Raw genomic sequence first — 22,288 nt, forward strand, 5'->3', positions numbered from 1 at the left:
TAGCGATTCACCCGCGACATATATAACCATTTATCAATAAACAACTCTGTGGATTTTATTCAAAACATTAAAGATATTAGACTTTCGAGTTTACATTTAAAAACTCAACTTCCACGCAGAACCACTCTTAAGAATTGCACCCAAAAGACTATATTTAGATAACGCACACAATGACACACGCCCTATACACTCTGAATACAACAGAGACCCTTATACAAAACCCGCCCGGCGCCTCCTCATAGAGTACGCCGGGCGGGTTTATAGTCTAAAAATTGCTTATGCTGCGTGCTGGCATGTGGGGCATGCGCAGTCATCACATGCGCAGTTGGCGCAAGAATCATTGCAGTGTGCGCATTCGCAAACCGCATGGTTACAGGTCGGGCAGGTGCAGTTATCGCAGGTGCAGTTGACGCACAGGTCAGAGCAGTTGCCGCAGGAGCATACGTTGCACTCATCGTAGTGCCCTTCGTGCTCGCGGTGCGCGTGCCCGTCATGCAGGTAGTCTACGTGATCTAAGTGAATAACTGCCTGGTGACCGCATGAAGGCCCGTGGGTATGTGCGTGGCTTTCGGAATGACGGTGGGGTGCAACGGTGGTCATGATCTCTCCTCAGATAAACCGAGCTAATCGCCGGTGTGTTTCGTATGTTCGTGCACATCCTTCACAATGTGACTGATGTGGTGGTCTAACAATTTGTAGATAGTGGTTCTGCCGTGCTGCTCCCCTTCAACAACATGCGCCTCTCGAAGGATGCGCAAATGATGCGAGGCGAGCGGCTGCGAAATACCCAAGCAGGTATGCAGTTCGCTCACACTATGTGGACGCTCCACCAAATGGTGTGCAATCGCAAGTCTTAACGGATTAGCGAGTGCTGAGAAAATTGCTACGGATGCACCGAATTCTTGTTCCCAGTCTCGTGGTTCCGTCTGACCTGAACCGTTATCCATAAACATAATTTTATATAAACGCCTTTTTATAGGTCAATACGCTACAAACTTCTCACCAAATTGTGACATTAACGTACTGACTAGGCGTTTTCCTCCTTTACATGAAATATAGACTGCCCAAAACCTCACAGTCCTCTTAGACTATGCGCGCCCCATCGTTTCCGTTTATTCTCACTCTAGCAGGCACCCTTCTCCGTCAACCCTTAGGTTACGTTTCCTAATACCTCCTATCGCCCACAAAGGTTTCAGGTCGATAAAAGTACCTGCATCCTCTCCTTTGCATGGGCGAGAATGCAGGCACCTTAAATACAAAGCCAGGAACGAACGCGCAGACCATACGGTACTGGACTCTTTGCAGCGTTTACCTAGCTATCTGAATAAACCTTGTCTTATCCGCTATAAGGCTGCGAGCACCTGTTACTGATAGCGCCAATTCCTTCAATGCGGGTTACTAGAGTCTGCCCAGGCTTAAGCCAGTTCCGTGGGTGCAGTGAAAGCCCTACTCCGGCGGGAGTTCCGGTAGCGATGAGGTCGCCAGGTTCTAGGGTCATGAACTGCGAAATATATGAGATAAGCTGTGCAGAAGTAAAAATCATGTCAGAGGTATTACCGTGCTGACGTACCTCGCCGTCAACTTCGCAGATAAGCTCTAATCCGCGAGTCGGGTCAAGTTCGTCCGTCGCAACAATATAGGGACCAAACGGTGTCATGCTATCCCAGTTTTTACCCTGGAACCATTCGCTGGTGCGTCCCTGCCAGTCCCGCACCGAAACATCGTTGAGAATGGTGTACCCCAGCAGTCCAGCGAGCGCATCTTTTTCATCTACCCGGCGCATCTTTTGCCCAATAACAAGGCAAAGTTCGACCTCCCAATCTATTTTTGTGCTTCCGGTTTCGTTTGCAGAAGGCATTTGAATTTCTTCGTTGGGGCCGATGAGCGCATTCGGATATTTCGTGAAGATGGTGGGATATTTTGGGATTTCGAGTCCCATTTCTTCGGCATGATCGCGGTAGTTGAGCCCGGCACAAAGGACTTTTCCAGGGCGGTCCAGCGGTCGTACGAAAGGTAGGGTATTCCAGAGTTCTTCGCCATGTCCTAGAGTTGTAGCACCGTTTTCGCGGAGGATGCTCACCGCGTTGGCAGGATCGCCGAAATTGGTGCGGTAACGGCTGTAAAACTGGAGTAGGGGTGAGAGTTTTGCGGGGAGTTCATAGATGGTTTCTTCGTGCATGCAGACGGCGCGGCGGCCTTTGTCGTCTTGGATTTGTCCCCAGCGCATATGCTCTCCTTGAGGTGTGAGGGCGGTCGTATTACCAGTCTACGGTGAACTTGTCTTTATTGTCTCGCTAGGGGTGCCGTGCAGCTGCATGGATTATGTGGGAACCGCCGGCTGTCTTAGCTAGTCATAAGGCGGGAACACCGCCTTGGTGCATAACGGCTATTTGAAGCCGTTCTGTGCATAAATCTCTAAAATCGCGTCTTCCAGGTCTTCCATGAGCAGAGCGGGGTTTGCGTCTTCAGCGGCACCTACAGTTGCAGGGTTAAGGGGCATGCCGAGAGCATCGTATACTCGCGAGGTAATTTCGCGTAGAGATGCCGAGTTATATACAACGATTCCGGTGCTGAACCACCAGCCACCCTGAATAACGCGCTGTGCGGTCCCCACAAGTTTGATGCGTTCCCCAGCATGTTCGCCGCCTAGCCGAGCGTATACGGAGTATTCACCCGGGCAGTATTCTTGGGGGATTTCGCCGACTGCCGCATCCACCCCGACGAGTTGCAGGGCTTGGGCGTACATGTCTCCGAAGAGTTTGTAACGCAGGTTGTTGCCGGTTTTTGCGTCTTCGGCGGGCTGAAAATGATCGATGACGAGGCAGCCGGTGTGGTAGGCGGCCGCGTGACCGCCTACTTTACGCACGAGTATGTCGTACCCGAGATCACGGCATGCCTGCGCGGCGGCGGTAAATCCTGGATTGAGCTCATCGCGACGACCGAAAGCGACGGTAGGGTTCGGTTGGTAGATACGCAGGGTTGCGGTGCGTTTTCCCGCTGCGACCTCGCGCAGCATTGCCACGGTATCGTCGTGGTGCATCAGAAGTTCACCGGATTTTGGGCCTTGTTCACGAAGGATTTCCACGGATTTTATTCTACCGGGTTGGCCCATCATTCCCGACTGTTCAGCGAAAGTAAAGGAAACCAAAGCAGCCCTGTGTTTTGCGGGCAAACCCTTTTCTGAAAGGTGAGTCTAGACGTAAACTTAAAACGTCTGAACGGTATTCCCACATAAGCCATCAGATACCAACACATTCACAGCATAAGAACGCTGACGAAACCGTATGCACACTGTACGTGTGCGCCTATCAAGTTTCGTTTCAAAGGAGTACGGACATGAGCCAATCGTCCTCGACATCCGAGCCCGATGCCACCGCTCGCAATGAGCAATCGCAACCTCCCGAAAAACCCAAGCAGACTAATACTGTTCTCATCGTCAAAGTTGCGGTGATTCTCGCGATTACTATAGCCATCTGGTTTATTCCCGTACCTCCAGGGGTGGAACCACGCGGTATGCATATGCTCGCTATCTTTGCCGGTACTATCCTAGGTCTTATCTTCCAGCCGCTGCCAACCCCATCGGTGGCGCTTATTGGTCTCGGCGCTGCAATGATCACCGGTACCATGAACGCGAAAGAAGAAGCGCTTAAAGGCTTCGGCAACGACTCAATCTGGATTATTGTTGCCGCGTTCTTCATTGCCGATGGGTTCCTCATTACCGGGTTAGGAAAGCGCATCGCCCTATTGTTTGTGCGCATGCTCGGTAAGTCTTCTCTCGGGCTTTCTTACGGTATGGCGATCACAGATCTCGTGCTTGCACCGGCTACTCCTTCAAATACGGCTCGCGCGGGTGGCGTGATTTACCCGATTATTCGCTCTCTTGCTGAGGTGAATGGCTCTACCAACGAGACCCCCGAGAAACGCCGCAAGCTAGGCTCTTATCTGCTCATGACCGAGGCGCAGGTCAATACCATCACCGCCGCAATGTTCTTAACGGCAATGGCTGGTAACCCGCTGGCTCAAAAATTTGCTCAAGAAAAAGGTCTGCACCTGGACTGGGGCACTTGGGCACTTGCCGCGTTAGCCCCCGGCCTGATTGCCCTTGCTATTATGCCTTGGTTTATCTCGAAGGTATACCCGCCGACTATCAAGCACACCCCTGATGCTCCCGATCATGCACGCAAAGAGCTTGCCGAGATGGGCCCCTTAAGCGTGCCGGAGTGGATTATGCTCGGTACCTTCGTACTGCTGTTAGCCCTATGGATTGGCGGCACGTCCTGGGGTATTAGCGCGACCAGTGCAGCCTTCTTCGGCATCGCAATTCTTCTTGTGACTAAGGTGCTCACCTGGAAAGATATGGCGAATAACTCCAGTGCTTGGTCCACTCTCATTTTCTTTGCGGTGCTTGTGGGCATGGCGGATCAGCTCAAGAAGCTCAAGGTTGTTGATTGGGTAGGCGATCGCGCCGCGCACAGCGTTGCGGGTATGTCCTGGCCGCTCGCCTTTGGCATTCTGATTCTGGTGTACTTCTACATTCACTACATGTTTGCTTCTAATACCGCGCAGATTGTCGCCCTCTATGCTGTGTTCCTGGGGGCAGCAATTTCGGCGGGTACTCCCCCAATGTTCGCCGCACTTTTCCTCGGCTTTACCGGCAACCTTATCGGCGGTATCACTCACTATGCCTCTGGACCGGCAGGGGTGTACTACGGATCGGGGTATTTCAGTGTGGGTGAATGGTTCAAGCTGGGCTTCCTGTCTTCGCTCGTAAATATGATTATTTGGGGTGTTGTGGGCACCGCGTGGCTATTCGCTCTCGGATACGCTACACCCTAGTGAGCGCTCGCTAAGCTCTTCCGGTCTATTCAGCCACATAAGCTCCGGGCGCTGAATCCTAGAAAAGGGTTCACGCCCGGGGCTTTTTATTTCTACCGACATTCTGTATGCTGCCTGCACACCCAAAAAGCGCCCGATACAGCGCGGCGTAAACAAAGCCGATACACCAGGGTTCTAGCGTTGAAACTTAAGCCATCTTCCGTAATCTTACTGCTCATCTCTGCAGGAATATGCGCTAAAACTGTTAGGGTTGTTGTACAACAACGGCGATGTGTTCTATCCGCCATATACGTATTCCCCATCTAAGCATTAACTGTCCGCCATCTACGGGAGAGCCCCATGCATCAAGACCAGCATTTCACGCATGACACCCAATCGCTGCCCATCATCAAACCCCACCTGCACGGTGCGTTTCCCCCAAATTTTCTGTGGGGAGGCGCTTCCGCAGCCAACCAGTGTGAAGGTGCCTGGGATGAAGGCGGCAAGGGTCCCAGTATTCAGGATGTACTCCCTCACGGAGGGCTGAGCCCACGAAGTGCCGCGCCCACACCCGATAACCTCAAACTTGAGGGCACCGATTTCTACCACCGCTACCCCGAAGACATCGCTCTCCTTGCGGAAATGGGGTTCAAAGTATTCCGGTTCTCCGTCGCTTGGTCACGTGTCTTCCCAAACGGTAACGAAACAGAACCAAATGAGGAAGGCCTCGCCTTCTACGACCGTGTGCTTGATGAACTTGAAAAATACGGCATCGAACCGCTCATCACTATCAGCCACTACGAAACACCGCTTTACCTTGCAGAACAATACAACGGCTGGGTAAGTCGCGATCTTATCGACTTCTACGAACGATACTGCCGGGTACTCTTTGAACGCTACGGCCACCGCGTAAAATACTGGCTCACCTTCAACGAAATCAATTCGGTGCTGCACCTACCGTTTATGTCTGGCGGTATTAACACCCCCAAAGAACAGCTGAGTGAGCAAGACCTTTACCAGGCAATTCATCATGAGCTTGTCGCCTCAGCGCGCGCTACCCGTGCTGCCCGTGAGCTCGTACCTCAAGCCCAGATTGGCTGCATGATTTTAGCAATGCCCACCTATCCGCTCACACCATCACCCCAGGATGCGCTCGCCACCCTGCACGCCGAACACGCGAACTTTGCCTTCGGCGACGTGCACGTTCGTGGAACCTACCCCGGATATTTCCTACGCATGCTCCACGAAAAAGGTATCGAGCTCAACATTACCGAACGAGATCGGGAAGACCTCAAAAATACGGTCGATTTTGTCTCGTTCAGCTACTACATGTCCACCTGTGCCAGCAGCGACCCAAGCCGCGGCGAAAGCAGCGAAGGGAATATTCTCGGTGGAGTGTCTAACCCGACATTGACCGCTTCCGAGTGGGGATGGCAGATCGATCCTGTCGGGCTGCGTATTGTACTCAACCAGTACTGGGACCGCTGGCAGAAACCTCTTTTCATCGTCGAGAACGGCTTAGGCGCACGCGACGAACTTGTTGAGGCCGATGGTGAAATGACCGTGATCGACGATTACCGTATCGATTATCTGCGGGCACACCTGGAACAGGTGCGCGAAGCTATTGCCGACGGTGTGCAGCTACTCGGTTACACTACGTGGGGCTGTATCGACATGGTTTCAGCGTCTACAGCGCAGATGTCAAAACGCTACGGTTTCGTCTATGTAGATCGTCATGACGACGGTTCGGGGTCACTCTCCCGTTACCGTAAGAAGTCTTTTGATTGGTACCGTCGAGTGATCGCATCTAACGGTGCGGAGCTTGAGAACTCCTAGTAAATCTTGTGAGAAATGCGGGGTTGGTCTTCGGGTAAGTTTCTGAAAGACCACCCTTGTGTTGTGGGCGCTCACTGAAATTCTCTAAATTTACGAACTTTACGATGCTTCATCGAGCGGCATATCGTGCATGCTCGTTGAGATAAACTCCCACCATGTAGGGATGAATCCGGCTGCCAAAGCCACGCGCTGTGAGAGCACATGCGAAGGACTGGTTCCATAAAATGGAAGATACCCATCGGCAAGAACCATTCGAGAAAGTTCATATACAAGATGCGCAGCAAGCCCGCGTTGTCGTACATGTGGCAGCACATCAATACCGATTTGACGCATCAGTGGCGAATCGTCACTTGCACCCGCCATTGCTAAAGGTTCTGCTAAAGCAAGGTCGGCGTCAGAGTCAAACGCGGCAAGGACCATAATATCGGGGCGACGATCACTAAACCCTAAAGCGTTCGCATACCGTGGATCATCGCGAAAACGCTCGTACTGCTCAGGTTGAAGGAGCTCTATTCGCACCGAGAGTTCCGAAACCGCCATATCATCTTCGTCTGCCTCTAAAGCATCTGCCGAGGCGTTCGGCGCTTTCGTCACCGTGCGAAGACCACAAATATGTTGCCGTAACGATTCTCGAAGAACGCCGCTATCTACCCGGCGCATCATGCCGATTCCGGGTACCGCACATTTAACCTCTTGCTCCGGAATATCCGGCGGAACCACAGATTCAAGCAGGTTGCGTGAAGGCGTGTAATATACGCTTGTTCCGCTCACCTGCTGGCTGTAAGGGGTCAAGAGTTCATTCAGCTGGCGCAATGGTGCGTAATCGCCCATCCAATTTGAGAGATCCCCACGCATATACTCAGTGGCCGTTTTCAAAACCCGGGGATACTTTGCGCAAAGCAACCCCACGCCCAGATAGTTACCTACCCGAAGTTCCCAGGTATCAGCGTTGCGGCGGCGGGATGCGCTCATCTCTTCCGCTGGAAGCTGCAGTGCACTCAAGACCTCAGCACCCAGATTCTGTGCTTGAGAGATAGCTCCCGCAGGTAAACAGAAATCTGCCTCTAACTGAGCAGCAAGAATATGGCGTACTCTGTCGAGAGTTGTTACAGCACCGCGCATTTGCGCTCGCGGATGATTACCTGAAATATGACTCACACCAAAAGTTCCTTGATGAAACGTCCGGTATGAGACTCCTCAACCTGTGCGACGTCTTCAGGCGTTCCTTCGGCGATTACGGTGCCTCCACCATCGCCACCTTCCGGACCCATATCAATAATCCAGTCGGCACATTTAATGACATCAAGGTTGTGTTCAATTGTGATAACGGTATTGCCCTTATCAACGAGAGACTGAAGCACAGTTAAGAGCTTACGGATATCCTCAAAATGCAGACCCGTTGTAGGCTCATCAAGCACATAGATCGAACGACCGTTAGAACGCTTCTGCAGCTCTGCGGCAAGTTTCACGCGCTGCGCCTCACCACCTGAAAGCGTGGTTGCGGGCTGCCCTAGACGAATGTAGCCAAGCCCCACATCAACCAGCGTGTTCAAGTGCCGAGCGATCGGGGTGAAGGCCGCAAAAAATTCTGCAGCTTCCTCCACCGGCATTTCAAGCACATCAGAAATAGTCTTACCTTTGTAATGCACTTCGAGGGTTTCGCGATTATAGCGTTTTCCCTGGCAGGTTTCACAGGGCACATACACATCCGGCAAGAAGTTCATCTCAATCTTGAGGGTACCGTCACCCGAGCATGCTTCGCATCGACCGCCTTTAACGTTGAACGAGAACCGCCCGGGCGTATATCCGCGCACTTTAGCCTCATTCGTCTCGGCAAAGAGCTTACGAATATGGTCGAACACGCCGGTGTATGTCGCAGGATTCGACCGCGGAGTACGCCCAATAGGCGATTGGTCAACGTGAATAACCTTATCCAGATGTTCCAGACCGTCTACCTTCTTGTGCCGTCCTGGAACCTGTTTTGCACCGTTGAGTTTATTCGCCAGTGAGGTATAGAGAATATCGTTCACGAGGGTTGATTTACCCGATCCCGATACGCCTGTGATCGCGGTAAAAACACCTAGGGGGAAGGTAACATCAACATTTTTGAGGTTGTTCTCGCGAGCTCCATAGACCTTTAACACACGTTTACGGTCATGTGGGCGGCGTTTCTTTGGAACTTCAATAGAGCGCCGACCCGCCATATAATCACCGGTTATCGACTTTTTATTGGACAAAAGTTCTTTGTAAGTGCCCGAATGGACGATTTCACCGCCGTGTTCGCCCGCACCTGGTCCGACATCAACAATCCAGTCGGCTTCCCGCATCGTGTCTTCGTCATGTTCCACTACGATGAGGGTGTTTCCCATATCGCGTAGCTTTGTCAGGGTATCGATTAGACGTCGGTTGTCGCGCTGGTGCAAACCTATAGAGGGCTCATCCAACACATAAAGCACGCCAACGAGCCCGGAGCCAATCTGGGTTGCCAGTCGTATGCGCTGGGCCTCACCGCCCGAAAGCGTGCCAGCAGAGCGTGATAACGTCAGGTAATCGAGCCCTACGTCCAAGAGGAATTGCAAGCGTGCATCAAGCTCTTTAAGTACCTGGTCGGCAATCTTAGCCTCACGAGGAGTCAGCTTTAGGGCGCGCATAAAATCTAAGGCGGTACGAAGTGGCATAGCGGTTACATCCGCAATGGATTTACCCTCAATTTTGACGCTGAGAATAGTAGGGTTCAGCCGCGCACCGTGACATACCGGGCATGCAACCTGACGCATATATTGTTCGTAGCGATCACGCGCAAAATCAGATTCAGTTTCTTGATGTTTACGCATGATATTGGCTTTAACACCCTCAAACCCGGAAGTATAGCGGCGTTCGCGTCCAAAACGGTTGCGGTACGAGACCTCAACTTTAAAATCTTTGCCCTCCAGAATTGCTTTGCGAACTTTGGCAGGAAGATCTTTCCACGGAGTGTTAAGATCAAATCCGAGCTCTTCGCCGAGACCTGCAAGAAGACGCAGCCAATACTCGGTGGTAGATTTTCCCTGCGACCACGGAGCAATAGCACCTTCACCCAGAGTCATGTCTGGGTTGGGTACTAAAAGATCTTCATCAACTTCAAGCCTGGAACCAATACCATCGCAAGCTTGGCATGCGCCGAAGGGCGAGTTGAAGGAGAAGGCACGCGGCTCAATAGTGTCCACCTGCAGGGGGTGATTGTTGGGGCAGGCAAGGTTTTCACTAAATGTTCGGGTGCGTTCGGGTGAATCTGCCTGTACATCTACGAATTCGATGAGCAAGCGGCCATCGGCTAGTCTGAGTGCGGTCTCCACGGAATCGGTCAGTCGCTGGTGAATACCCTCCTTAATCACGATACGATCTACCACAACGTCAATGGTGTGTTTGTATTGTTTCGCTAGTTTAGGAGGATCCGAGAGTTGAACTGTTTTTCCGTCCACCCGGGCACGCGAATAGCCCTGTGTCACCAAGTCTTTGAACAGATCAACAAACTCACCTTTGCGAGCTGATACCACGGGGGCAAGAACCTGCAAACGCGTACGTTCGGGGTATTCCAGCAGTGCATCGACAATCTGCTGCGGGGTTTGCTTGGTAATTTCTTCACCGCACACTGGGCAGTGCGCACGCCCTACACGAGCCCACAGCAGGCGCATATAATCGTAAATCTCGGTTATGGTGCCTACCGTCGACCGCGGGTTTTTTGAAGTAGATTTCTGGTCGATAGAGACCGCTGGCGATAGCCCCTCAATAAAATCAACATCAGGCTTATCTACCTGCCCAAGGAACATACGCGCGTAGGAAGATAGTGATTCAACGTACCTGCGCTGTCCCTCTGCGAAGATGGTGTCGAAAGCAAGTGAAGATTTACCAGATCCCGATAGCCCTGTAAAAACCACCATTGCGTCACGTGGAATCGTAAGATCAACGTTCTTGAGGTTGTTTTCGCGAGCACCCTGCACACGAATGCTGCTAAGGTCATTTGAACGCAAAGGGGCGGTTGCTGATTCAGCACGGGGAGGCATCGAAAATCCTTTCGTCTATCTTCGAATCTACATTCTACGCTCTTTCGGCGGGGATAGCATGCTTTATGATGCGGGTTTGACTCGTGGCGAACGTTTTTCCTGGTGACTTTCATTCCCGTTACCCCCTTATACCTGCCGCTAGAAACGGGATATACACCGCATCAGTACACTGGATATATGGCTACTTATCCCGAATCAACTCTTATCTTCGAAAATCCGGAATTTACGGTACGTGCCCTAAGCGTCTCAGACATGGATAACAGCGTCTACCTGATCACGATTCGCCATACTGGTGAGCAAATGCTGATCGATCCCGCTTATGATGCAGAAGCACTGTATACCTTCACGCTTGAGGCAATCATGCAGGACTGTCCAAACCTAGCCCTTACAGAAGAGAACGACCGCCGAGTGCGCATTCTCGAATCTGAAGAAGATTTCGAGCCTATCCCCCGCCGTGCTCTTGGCGTGACGGGTATTATGGTCACCCATGGGCACTGGGACCACATTCGTGCTCTGCGCGAGCTTGAATCTCTCACCGGTGCCATTACTTATGCAGGATCCGCGGACGCCGAGGCCATTCGTGCGCAAGAAAATTTCACGGTCGAAAACGAGTTAAACGGCGGCGAAGTTTTTGATTTTTACGATACAGAGCTGCAGGTGCGCGCTATTTCCGTTCCCGGGCATACTCCCGGATCCATCGTATATTCTGTGCAGACCACATGGGAAGATGACTCCCCTGCTACCTTGCTTTTCACCGGCGATGCGCTCTTCCCCGGCGGCGTAGGCAAGACCGATTCTCCCGCGCAGTTTGGCGAACTTTTCTCAAACGTTCTTGAAAAGCTCTTTGGAAACTTTGATGATGAAGCGATTGTGCTTCCGGGTCACGGGCGTTCCACAACATTAGGCACCGAGCGTCCGCACCTTGAAGAATGGGGTTCACGGGGCTGGTAGCCCAGTACATCCTGTAGGCTTTCTAGCAGCACAAGTCTGGTTAAACAAAACGACCGCGCTACCATAGCGCGGTCGTTTTATGACACCCGGGGGTATCTATCACTCACTCAAACACAAGCAACTCGAGGACAATTCATGAAACCTTCGATCACTTGATAACTCAAGTTTAGCCTACTTTTGGGTCGGTTTTCTACATGGTTTTCACTCTCCAAAAACCTTAGATAAGCTGAGCGCATATTTGTAACCATTCTGTTATTTTTACCCCGCATGAAAGCAGGGCATTTAAATACCAATCGAGATTTTATTGATTTTTGTATGGCGTAAATCACTAAAACTTTTTTCTGGAAGTTCCGCGTCATACAGCCATTTTTCAAGGTATACCCCTAAATAACAGTATTGTTAAACCCGCGTAATCATGCGGGTTCTATACACCAATTGGTCTGTTTGAATGGTTTTTTCGCAACACACACGAAATCGGTAAAAACTACCCCTCGGTACAGCCCGCGAAGACACAGAAAAGGTGCCGTGCGCATCCCAACATAACGAGGATGCCCACGGCACCTTATCAAGCTTGCCTTCGTCTTTTATGGGCGAAATATGACCCAGAAACCACTACGAAAGACCGATCATCGTACCGTTTTCATCAAAACCAATACGCTCTGCAGCAGGGCTCTTGCTCAGACCGGGCATGGTGCGCATCGTGCCGCAAATAGCGTAAACATAACCGGCACCTGCGGCAAGACGAACCTCGCGCACAGGCAAAGTCCAGCCGGTGGGTGCACCCTTGAGGGAAGCATCAGAAGAGATCGACAGGTGGGTCTTTGCAATCACCACAGGTAGATGCGAATACCCCAGATCGGCAAAACGCTTAAGCTGCTTTGCCGCTGCGGGAGCAATCGAGATACCGTCTGCCCCGTAAACCTTAGTGGCAACCTTCTCAAGCTTAGTTTCGAGAGAATCCTCAAGATCATAGGTGTACTCCAGGTTCGAAACGTCGTCGCAAGCCTCAGCAACCACATTTGCCAGGTCAATCGTACCCTTGCCACCCTCAGCAACACCATGATGGATAGCTACGCGAGCGCCAGCCTCTTCGGCAATACGGCGAATAGCTTCATGCTCAGAATCGAAATCGGTGGGGAACGCGTTAATAGCCACCACCGGCTGCACACCGAAGTTACGCACAATCTCAATGTGCTTCTTCAGGTTAGTAGCCCCTGCTTCAACGTCGGCAGGGTTCTCTTCAAGCATGCCTTCGGGCAGAGGCTTGCCCGGTACGATCTTGTACAGCCCAGAGTGGGATTTGAGGGAACGTACGGTGACAACCAGCACAGCGGCATCAGGCTTCAGCCCTGAGATTCGGCATTTAACGTTAAAGAAACGTTCAGCACCCATATCTGCACCGAAACCTGCCTCAGTAATCACGTAGTCGGAGTATTCCAAGCCAACGTAGTCAGCGACAACTGAGGAGTTACCGGTAGCGATGTTCCCGAAGGGTCCCGCGTGAATAAGTGCCGGAGTGTGTTCGAGAGTCTGAAGCAGGTTGGGGTTAATGGCATCCGCCAGAATAACAGCCATTGCGCCGTCAGCCTTCAAATCGGCGGCGGTGACTGCCTCACCATCGTAGTTCAGACCGATAACAATCTTCGCCAAACGTTTGCGCAGGTCCTCAAAGGAGGTTGCCAGCGAAAGAATCACCATGATTTCAGAGGCACTGGTAATATCAAACCCGGTCTGTCGGGGCACGCCGTCAATACGCTCGCCCAGACCGACTACGATGTTGCGCAGGGAGCGGTCGTTCATGTCGATAACGCGGCGCCACTCGATAGCACGGGGGTCGAGACGCAGGTCATTACCCTGGTGCAGGTGGTTATCGATCATGGCGGCCAGTAGGTTGTGGGCTGCGGTAACGGCGTGGAAATCACCGGTCAGATGCAGATTTAGCTTCTCCATGGGAACGATCTGCGAGTAACCGCCGCCAGCGGCACCGCCTTTAATACCGAAGGTTGGTCCCATGGCAGGCTGGCGAAGCGCCAGCGCAGCTTTACGTCCGGTCTGGGCGAATCCCTGTGCTAGCGAGACAGAGGTTGCGGTCTTACCTTCGCCGAGCGGTGTGGGAGTTACAGCGGTAACGACAATGTACTTGGAACCGCGCTTTTGGGCGGTTTCTGCGTTGGTGCTTTCGTCGAGCAGGACCTTGGCAACATATTTACCGTAGGGCTCCAAACGATCTTCGCTGATGCCGTTCTCGGCGGCTATTTCGGTGATGGGCTTAAGCTCAGCAGCGAGAGCAATTTCGAGGTCGGAAGGGAAAGGCTTGGTCATCATCGTCCTTTGCAGTTGTAGCCAACAGTTCCATATCCCATTCTATGCTCTAGCTCACGGAATGTCACTCATTTCTGCCTATGCTAACGGACTCTCAATACCTTTCGACATACAGAGAGAATACTTATCAGTGGTAACTTTATAGCCAGTGTTCCATAGGATTCTGCCACATGTGATCACCCTGAGAGTGTATAAGGCGGGGGACATTTGCAGCGGGGCGTGATCTTCGAGCCGGTGCTCTCTAAGTTCAAAGAAACTATATACAAACTGAACGAGTTTCTTGAACGTCTTTACATCTGCTATCGCCCTAGGAAAGGACGGAACCGCTCGTACAGACCTCGAGTTGCTTTTTCGACACGTTTCTTTGTGCGGGCATACGCACTCTTTGTAGCACCAAACCGGCGTATTTTTGGCAGGATTTTCGGGAAGTCAGTTCCAGTTGTCTTGAATTCTCCTGTCTCAAAGGCCCTGTCCATAAACAGTTTAGTTTTTTCAGGGTTTAGTTTCTCAGTTTTGATCAGCTCTTGCTCTTCGTTTTCACGAATGCCAGACGCATAACGGATTAGTCCTTCAGCCGTATCAGCGTAAACATCCGGGTTCTTTACCACTTCTTCTACGTATCCCCGAATAATATCCTCACTGGGGCGTAACTCGGGGTTTGCATGTACCGCGCGGTTGATGGAGCGGCGAATGGTATCGCGTTCCTCCCCATCTTCCGCACCGTGAAGGCGAGCAACGAGTTCCAGAATATAATCAACATTGACTTCCTGGTGCTTCACCAAGTCGATTTCAAAAACCAGCTGCTCGAAAGCCTCAACAGTTTTTTGAGCTTCGGATACTTCCTCGTCAGTTGATGCTGCGAACTCGTCAGGATCCTCTAAAATAATATGCGCTTCGGCAACTTCTGCACGTACATCCTGGTAGGTTCCGGTGTAGTCCTGGAGCGTGTAGTCGTCAATTAGTTGTGCCTGTTCGTCATATTCGTCGAACATCATGAGCTTATTATGTAGATCAAGCACTTCGCCCAGAGTCTGCACAAACTCCGCTTTCTGGCCCTCGCTAGCCAGTGCTAATCCTGTAGCACCAATAGGAAATGATTCAAGCAGCTCAGTAGCTTTTTGGGTGTACGCTGCGTATATCTGTGAGTAAGGTTCAATGAGAGCGGTGCTTGCAGCATTTTTATCGCCGAAAAGCCCAAGCGCCTCATTCGTATTTTCTTCAAGATCGCGAAAGCACACGATATTCCCGTAGGGTTTAACAGCGTTAAGGATGCGGTTCGTACGGCTATAGGCTTGCATAAGCCCATGCATGCGCAGGTTTTTATCAACCCACAAAGTATTAACTGTTTTGGAGTCGAACCCGGTAAGGAACATGTTAACCACAATAAGAAGATCAAGCTCACGGTTTTTCATCCGTTGAGAGACATCCTTGTAGTAGTTTTCAAAGCTGTTTCCTTCAAGCGAGAAGCTCGTCCCAAACATAGCGTTATAATCGCCCACAGCGTCCGAAAGCAGCTGCCAGTCTTCGTCGTTCAGATCATCCGTATCGAAGTTTTCTTCACTCATAAAGCCCTGCTGAGCAGCACCTGGTTTTGAGTATATGATGGCTATTTTGAGCGCAGAATCTTCACGAATATCATGACTTGCTATACGTTCTGCCTGCAGATGAGCGAACTGAGTGTAGTACTTACGTGCCGCCTCAATACTGCTGGTCGCTAGAATCGAGTTAAACCCGCGCCGTTGCGTACCTTTATAGTTGTACCCACTCCCCTGGTTAGTTTTCTTAGCATAGTTAGTCAGGATGTAGTTCGCGATAGTGCGAATGCGGTCATCAGAATTTAGTAGTTCACGGGTCTGCTCGTCTTCATCGCGGGTTTTTCCCTCAACGTCACGGTATTGAGCACTAACATTGTTGTACTCAATGCGGAAAGGCAGCACGTTACCGTCTCCGATAGCGTTGACTACAGTATATTCATGCAGACGTTCGCCAAAGAGGCTTTCGGTGGTAGCACCCAGTGCGCCGGTAGAGTTTGCGTCAAAAATTGGTGTTCCGGTGAATCCAAAAATACTGTATTTTGTGAAGCGTTTAGTAATAGCTCGATGCATATCGCCGAATTGGGAGCGATGGCATTCATCAAAAATAATCGCCACACGTTGGGAGTACGCCGGATGGTTTGCCTCGCTCTTAATTAGGCTGTTGAGCTTGTGAATAGTAGTAATGATAATGCGTTTTGATGGGTCACTCAGCTGTGCGTTTAAAATCCGGGTTGAGCTGTTGGAGTTTGCTGCCCCCTTCTCAAAAGCGTCGTATTCTTTCATGGTTTGATAGTCAAGATCTTTGCGATCGACTACAAAGAGGACTTTTTCGACCAGACCTGTTTCAGCCAATAATTGCGCGGTCTTAAAGCTGGTGAGGGTCTTCCCTGACCCGGTAGTGTGCCAGATAAAGCCTCCCCCTTGACGGGTACCAATGCGGCGGCGGTCGTTATTGGCAATGAGTACACGGTTAATGATACGTTCAGTGGCTACGATCTGGTAGGGTCGCATGACCAGAAGCGTACCCTCAGTATTCAGCACACAATAACGGGTAATGATATTGAGGATGGTTCGTTTTGCGAGGAAGGTTCGCGCAAAAGGGATAAGGTCGGTAATACGGTGGTTCTGTGCATCTGCCCAGTAACTTGTGAATTCAAATGACTCTGTACCTGCCTTGATATTTCGCTCTTGGGCATTTCCATATTTAGCTACCTGTGCGTTCCGCACCGTGTTGGAGTAGTATTTGGTCTGCGAGCCATTACTAATAACGAATAGCTGCACATATTCGTATAGCCCTAAACCCGCCCAAAAACTTTCTTTCTGGTAGCGGTCTATTTGTTGAAAAGCTTCTTTGATACTCACTCCGCGTTTTTTGAGCTCGATATGCACCATAGGAAGGCCGTTAACCAAGATGGTGACATCATAACGGTTCATCAGAGGGTGGGTGCCATCGCTGCCCTGCACACTGTACTGGTTGATGACCTGTAGCCGGTTGTTATTGGGGTTCCGGCGGTCTAGAAGCGTAATATTGCGGGTAGTTCCGTTATCCCGTTCAAAAGCTATGCGCGGTTCTTTCTGGATGCGGTGAGTTTTCTCGGCACGTCCCTCACTTGGTTTAGCAATGTAATCGGCAAGGAGCCGTTTCCACTCATCGTCGCTAAGAGCAAGAGGTTCGTTGTCACGTGTGTTAAGAATTTCAATTTGTGCACGCAGGTTGGTGAGCAGGTCTTCTTCTGTATGAATAGGCAGATATTCATACCCCTGAGAAATTAGGACTTCGATGAGCCGTTTCTCAAGCTGCGCTTCGCTCTGGTGGGTGCCATTTTTCTCGCGTGGTTCATCGTATTCTGCGATCACGGTTGCATAGTCGGCGTTGACTATGAGCGTGTCAGTGGGGTTAGTAGGCACCGGGTAGTGGGGTACAGTTTCCATACTGAGAGCCTTTCAGCTAGTGCTTGTGTTCGGTGAAGTCGGATGCGCGCGGAAATGTAAGCAGACGGTCACGATAGTATTCATACTGCTTACGGCGAGCCTCAATTTCAGCAGGTAAACCTGAGCTAATATCGTTCACGAGGGCATCGAACTTATCGAGAATTTTCACGATGCGCTCCTGCTCGGCGAGAGATGGGATAGGAATTTTAATTTTGGCTAGATTACCTCCAGAAATCCGACGTACTTTAGTGCCGGTAATATATTTTTTCTTCTGATCATGAAAAATATATGTTGAAAAGAAATAGGATACATACTTAGGGTTCATAGAATGTTTATAAATATAAGAATCTCCACTAACAGCAACTTCTTTATTACCTAACCAAGCTACTGCTTTACCTAAATCCTCATCATTTTCACTTGTTGTGGCAATAATAATCGATCCAGGTTGCGCCTTACGTAATTTCTTATAATTACTCTCGTCTATATAAGACATTGTATCGTGAGTCCAAATCCCATATTGCGTATATATCTGCCCATAATGTATTGCTGGGTTTCCAGACACACATAGGTCTTTTTTCTGCAGCCCATTACCACGAATAAATTTACCTAAATTCCCTAAAATTTCAGACCCCCCCCCGCTCAGATTCTCAAAGAGGGAGTTACGATAATACTCATACTGAGCACGACGAGCCGCGAGCTCCGCTTCTAGCTCCGCTTCTAGTTTCGTGAATTTGTCAAGAATTTCAACAATCGCATTCTGCACTTCTACAGGTGGCAGAGGAATTAGAAACTTTGAATAATTTGAAATCCACTGACGAGCATGATCTTGGGTTTCATATTTAATACACTGCATAGCATAGTATATATATTTTAAAGAAGTATTAGAATTGTAACTAGTTAATAATTTTATAGCCGTAGATTTTATTTTAAAATTAAAATCCACCCACTTAAATGCAGTTGTAAAATCATCAAAAATTATTACTGGATCTTTTTTGGAAGCGGCGTAAATACCATCCACCTCATCGGTATATCCAAGAATAAAAGTCTTCCCTGCTGTTAAAACTGGGGTCGAATATGAGTCATCGTAGTTTGTAGAAGAAACCGTATACTTTCCTGGTTGTTCATAGTTCAAGAGTTTGTTTAGCTCCACATACTCCACCCCACACGGGCAAAGTTCAGCCACAAGTTTTTCAATATAGTTAGGCGCTTTAGGGGCTTCCATATCCGAGGATACCTTTGGCATATCTTTTGTTTCTTCGCTCAATTTATGCTTCCGTCCCTTCCAGCTCAGCCACGATCGCATCAATCTGGGTTCGAAGCTCAGTCTGACGCGCCACGATCTGTTCAATCTGTGCGTTTAACTCACCAATATTGATCTGCTCGCGTGTGTCTTCTGCTTCTACCCAGCTCGAAACAGACAAGTTTGCATCCTGCTCCAGCAGAGTCTCGCTCTTCACCAGTTGTGCAAAATACTGCACGTTCTCGCGTGTCCTCACGGCTTGATAAATCTTCTCGCGGTGCGATTCAAGAAGCCTATTCTTATTGCCTACACGTTCAAATTCCGCTGAAGCATCCACAAAAAGCACGCTCGTATCGCGCCGTGTACCCTTTTTGAGAACAATAATGCAGGTGCCAATCGCGGTACCAAAGAAGAGATCGGGCGGCAGCTGAATCACCGCGTCAACATAGTTATTGCGCAGTAAGTATTCTCGGATTTTACGCTCAGCACCGCCCCGGTACAATACACCAGGGAACTCAACAATAGCGGCTGTACCATCTTCGGCAAGAGATGACAGCATGTGCATGGTGAACGCCAAATCGGCCTTCGCCTTAGGGGCTAGCACGCCAGCAGGTGCGTACCTATCATCATTAATCAATAAAGGGTTCGAGTCCCCTTCCCATTTCGTTGAATACGGCGGGTTAGAAACAATTGCTTCGAACGGCTCTAAGTGTCGGTGCTGCGGAGCTATCAGTGTATCGCCATGCGCAATATCGAACTTATCAAAAGGTATGTTGTGCAATAGCATGTTGATACGGCACAAGTTATAGGTGGTGGGGTTACTTTCCTGCCCCAAGAATTCCTTCACATTCTCTGTACCTAGCAGCTTGGCGAACTTGAGCAGAAGTGAGCCGGAACCACATGCTGGATCATAAACGCGCCCCACCTGGGTTTTACCATCGGTTGCAATACGCGCTAGCAGCTCGGAGACTTCCTGTGGGGTATAGTATTCCCCGCCGCTTTTGCCCGCATTTGCGGCATACATGCCCATCAGGTACTCATAAGCGTCACCGAAAGTATCGTTGGCACTTTGCCGATAGCTTGTTTCCAAGTTCATCTCAGCAACAGCGCCCATAAGTTTATACAGGGTCTTATTACGATCTTGAACACTCGACCCCAATTTCTTGCTATTCACATCGAAGTCGTCAAAAAGACCCGAGAAGTTTCTTTCACTTTGCGTATTCTTTGTAGATTCCTCAACCGCCTGAAAAACTTTCTCCAGAGTCTCATTCAAGTTCTCATCGGTGCGAGCCTGCGCGTACACATTCTCAAAAAGTTGACTGGGGTAAAGGAAGAAACCACGCTCTTTCACAATCTCCTGAACTACATCAAGGTCGATCTCCAAGTCATTTATCTGCGCGTAGTCGAAGCCTTTGGCACCTGCTTCTTGTTCCTCGTACGTGATGTACTCCGTGAGATTTTCAGAAATAAACCGGTAGAACATCATGCCCAGTACATACTGTTTAAAGTCCCAGCCATCTACCGACCCACGAAGATCATTGGCAATACGCCAAATAGTACGGTGCAGCTCTGCACGTTCATTCGCCGATATTGATGCGGCACTGTGCTGGGCTACCTTGACGGTAGAACTAGTTTTTGCAGCTCCTCCCCCAGACAATTTTTCTGCGTCCGTGGGAGCGTCCTTCACCTGCTCAGTCATAGCGGAAGGGTCCTTTTTCTATTTGTTTGTGAGAAATTCTACGTGTGGTTAAGGATCTATATAATCTTTCCTATACCACCCCTTCAAGTATACGGGCGTCTTCTACGCAAATCACCCTTGGCTGTCGAAAAGGTCTAGGGAGTGTCACCGGCGCTTTACCACGCTGGCGACACTCCCTAGGTTGTCACAGAACTATCGTTCGTATCTGTCTCTACATCGTCAGCAGCACCTTGGTCGCGGTACGCTGATCCATTGCCTCATAGCCCTTGGGAGCTTCGTCGATGGGCAATACTAGATCGAAGACCTTACCGGGTTCAATCTCACCCTTGTAAATCAGGTCAATCAGGGTCGGCAGGTACTTGCGCACGGGGGCGGGGCCGCCCTCCAGGTGAACCTGCTTGAAGAAGAGATTATCGGTGTCGATGGCGCTGTCGTGCGGCACACCCACGAAGCCGATGTAGCCGCCGTGGCGCACGCAACCGAGTGCCTGGTCGAAGGACTGCTGGTTACCAACAGCCTCCGCGACGCCGTGTGCGCCCACACCGTCGGTGAGCTCCAGAACCTTGGCGATGCCCTCTTCGCCGCGCTCTTCCACGATGTGGGTTGCGCCGAATGCCTTAGCGAGCGCCTGACGTTCAGGGTTGCGGGACATGATGATGATCTTCTCCGCGCCGAGCTGCTTAGCGCCGATGACTGCGCTCAGGCCGACTGCACCGTCACCAACAACCACGATGGTCTTGCCGGGGCCTGCCTTCGCTGCATCTGCTGCGTACCAGCCAGTGCCGAGCACGTCGGACGCCGCCATCAGGTGCGGGATCTGCTCTTCGGTGGGGGTTGCGGGGGTCTTGACGAGGGTGCCGTCTGCGAAGGGTATGCGGGCGTATTCTGCCTGGGTGCCGTTGGAGCGCATACCGATGAAGGCGTCGCCTGCTGCGCTTGCCTTGAGGCAGCGGGAGGGGTAGCCTGCGGTGCAGATTTCGCACTCGCCGCAGGAGATGCAGAAGGAGCCTACGACGAAGTCGCCGGGGGCTACGGTGGTGACCTCGGAGCCGATTTCTACGACCTCGCCGATGTATTCGTGGCCCATTGATCTGTGGTCGACGGGCTCTGCGTCTGCGCCGCGGTAGGGCCACAGGTCGGAGCCGCAGATGCAGGATGCTGCGAGCTTGATGATGGCGTCGGTGGGTTCGAGCAAGGTCGGCTTCTCAACTTCGTTGACGACGACCTTACCGGGGGCTTCCATGATTACTGAACGCATTAGCTGTACTCACTTTCATGTAAATTCTTTAGGTTTTAACCAGTCGTTGTATTAGAGTACGCCCTTCGAGTTACTCGAAAGCAAGCACCATGGAAGATAAAAGCTATGTTATTCCACATCTATTTTTGAGAATAAAACTTAGTATCTTATACCTTTGGGGTGCCGTGAGATACTGGAATTATGAGTTACAGCGTCAAAGAAATCTCAGAAAAGCTTGACATAAGCCCGCATACGGTACGGTATTACAGCGACAAAGGCCTTATTCCCACTGTGCAACGAGATGAACATGGACGGCGTGTTTTCACCGAAGAATGCGTGGGGTGGTTTGAAACGATTCACTGCTTACGTGCATGCGGTATGAGCATTAACGATGTCAAAGCCTATGTAGACCTCAGCCGTCGTGGCGTGTCTACAGCATCGGAGCGTTTACACATTATCGAATATTACGCACACGTTGCCCGTCAGCAGCTACTTGATGCTCAGCGAAGGATTGATTTTGTGGACCGAAAAATTGCGTACTACCAAGATTTAATGGCACAAGAGAATAAGAAGCATGCATAACCTAGCGCTCAATTTATTAGTGAATATCGAATATAAATCGGGGTACCTCACACCATTTTAGGTGAGGTACCCCGATCATTATTCCTCTCAGAGAGT

At 50.6% G+C, this 22,288-nt stretch carries 15 protein-coding genes; 5 read left to right on the top strand and 10 right to left on the bottom strand.

The genetic code is table 11. The annotated features are described in order from the left end of the window. Positions 1-345: 345 nt before the first annotated feature. On the top strand, positions 346-516 hold the full coding sequence (locus HMPREF3164_RS11245) for a hypothetical protein (protein ID WP_004004779.1): 171 nt from the start codon (positions 346-348) through the stop codon (positions 514-516). Between the two features lie 107 nt (positions 517-623). Here the strand turns inward: HMPREF3164_RS11245 and HMPREF3164_RS00660 are convergent, their stop codons facing one another. The 3 genes from HMPREF3164_RS00660 to HMPREF3164_RS00670 all read right to left on the bottom strand — a co-directional run bounded on the left by HMPREF3164_RS00660 (position 624) and on the right by HMPREF3164_RS00670 (position 3,085). Continuing rightward, a complete protein-coding gene (locus HMPREF3164_RS00660) occupies positions 624-947 on the bottom strand; it encodes an ArsR/SmtB family transcription factor (protein ID WP_238382359.1) in 324 nt (107 codons plus the stop codon). 389 nt (positions 948-1,336) lie between these two features. Continuing rightward, positions 1,337-2,227: a fumarylacetoacetate hydrolase family protein gene (locus HMPREF3164_RS00665; protein WP_070448466.1), complete on the bottom strand. Its 891-nt coding sequence runs from the start codon at positions 2,225-2,227 to the stop codon at positions 1,337-1,339. A gap of 159 nt (positions 2,228-2,386) precedes the next feature. Further along, positions 2,387-3,085: a lipoate--protein ligase family protein gene (locus HMPREF3164_RS00670; RefSeq protein WP_070448467.1), complete on the bottom strand. Its 699-nt coding sequence runs from the start codon at positions 3,083-3,085 to the stop codon at positions 2,387-2,389. Positions 3,086-3,336: 251 nt separating this feature from the next. Between HMPREF3164_RS00670 and HMPREF3164_RS00675 the strand changes: the two genes are divergently transcribed. Next, entirely contained in the window at positions 3,337-4,836 is a 1,500-nt protein-coding gene (locus HMPREF3164_RS00675) for an anion permease (protein ID WP_070448468.1), read from the top strand. Between the two features lie 339 nt (positions 4,837-5,175). After that, complete coding sequence (locus HMPREF3164_RS00680; RefSeq protein WP_070448469.1) at positions 5,176-6,651, top strand: glycoside hydrolase family 1 protein; 1,476 nt, start codon at positions 5,176-5,178, stop codon at positions 6,649-6,651. A 99-nt stretch (positions 6,652-6,750) separates the two neighbouring features. Here HMPREF3164_RS00680 and HMPREF3164_RS00685 read toward each other — a convergent pair whose 3' ends face one another. Both HMPREF3164_RS00685 and uvrA read right to left on the bottom strand, forming a co-directional pair. Next, positions 6,751-7,809 carry a GNAT family N-acetyltransferase gene (locus HMPREF3164_RS00685; protein WP_070448470.1) on the bottom strand — a complete coding sequence of 353 codons (1,059 nt, stop codon included), beginning with the start codon at positions 7,807-7,809 and terminating at the stop codon, positions 6,751-6,753. Then, the gene (uvrA, locus tag HMPREF3164_RS00690; RefSeq protein WP_070448471.1) at positions 7,806-10,694 is read right to left on the bottom strand and encodes an excinuclease ABC subunit UvrA; all 2,889 of its coding nucleotides are present in this window, start codon (positions 10,692-10,694) and stop codon (positions 7,806-7,808) included. Before uvrA ends, HMPREF3164_RS00685 begins: the two co-directional genes overlap by 4 nt. A 177-nt stretch (positions 10,695-10,871) precedes the next feature. Between uvrA and HMPREF3164_RS00695 the strand changes: the two genes are divergently transcribed. Beyond that, entirely contained in the window at positions 10,872-11,645 is a 774-nt protein-coding gene (locus HMPREF3164_RS00695) for an MBL fold metallo-hydrolase (RefSeq protein WP_048755302.1), read from the top strand. A gap of 612 nt (positions 11,646-12,257) precedes the next feature. On the opposite strand, the gene HMPREF3164_RS00700 is transcribed toward HMPREF3164_RS00695, so the two are convergent. The 5 genes from HMPREF3164_RS00700 to HMPREF3164_RS00720 form a co-directional block, all read right to left on the bottom strand. After that, on the bottom strand, positions 12,258-13,970 hold the full coding sequence (locus tag HMPREF3164_RS00700) for a formate--tetrahydrofolate ligase (RefSeq protein WP_070448472.1): 1,713 nt from the start codon (positions 13,968-13,970) through the stop codon (positions 12,258-12,260). A 296-nt stretch (positions 13,971-14,266) separates the two neighbouring features. After that, the gene (locus tag HMPREF3164_RS00705) at positions 14,267-17,434 is read right to left on the bottom strand and encodes a type I restriction endonuclease subunit R (RefSeq protein ID WP_070448473.1); all 3,168 of its coding nucleotides are present in this window, start codon (positions 17,432-17,434) and stop codon (positions 14,267-14,269) included. A gap of 16 nt (positions 17,435-17,450) precedes the next feature. Next, positions 17,451-18,698, bottom strand: a complete 1,248-nt coding sequence (locus HMPREF3164_RS00710; RefSeq protein ID WP_210398354.1) for a restriction endonuclease subunit S — start codon at positions 18,696-18,698, stop codon at positions 17,451-17,453. Position 18,699: 1 nt separating this feature from the next. Further along, on the bottom strand, positions 18,700-20,373 hold the full coding sequence (locus HMPREF3164_RS00715) for a type I restriction-modification system subunit M (RefSeq protein ID WP_246822540.1): 1,674 nt from the start codon (positions 20,371-20,373) through the stop codon (positions 18,700-18,702). A gap of 211 nt (positions 20,374-20,584) precedes the next feature. Next, positions 20,585-21,631, bottom strand: a complete 1,047-nt coding sequence (locus HMPREF3164_RS00720) for a zinc-dependent alcohol dehydrogenase family protein (protein WP_070448474.1) — start codon at positions 21,629-21,631, stop codon at positions 20,585-20,587. A gap of 180 nt (positions 21,632-21,811) precedes the next feature. Between HMPREF3164_RS00720 and HMPREF3164_RS00725 the strand changes: the two genes are divergently transcribed. Continuing rightward, positions 21,812-22,192: a MerR family transcriptional regulator gene (locus HMPREF3164_RS00725; RefSeq protein WP_048752873.1), complete on the top strand. Its 381-nt coding sequence runs from the start codon at positions 21,812-21,814 to the stop codon at positions 22,190-22,192. The last annotated feature ends 96 nt before the right edge of the window (positions 22,193-22,288 follow it).

It is taken from the genome of Rothia sp. HMSC08A08 (genome assembly GCF_001808385.1).
In the GTDB taxonomy this organism is placed as follows: domain Bacteria; phylum Actinomycetota; class Actinomycetes; order Actinomycetales; family Micrococcaceae; genus Rothia; species Rothia dentocariosa.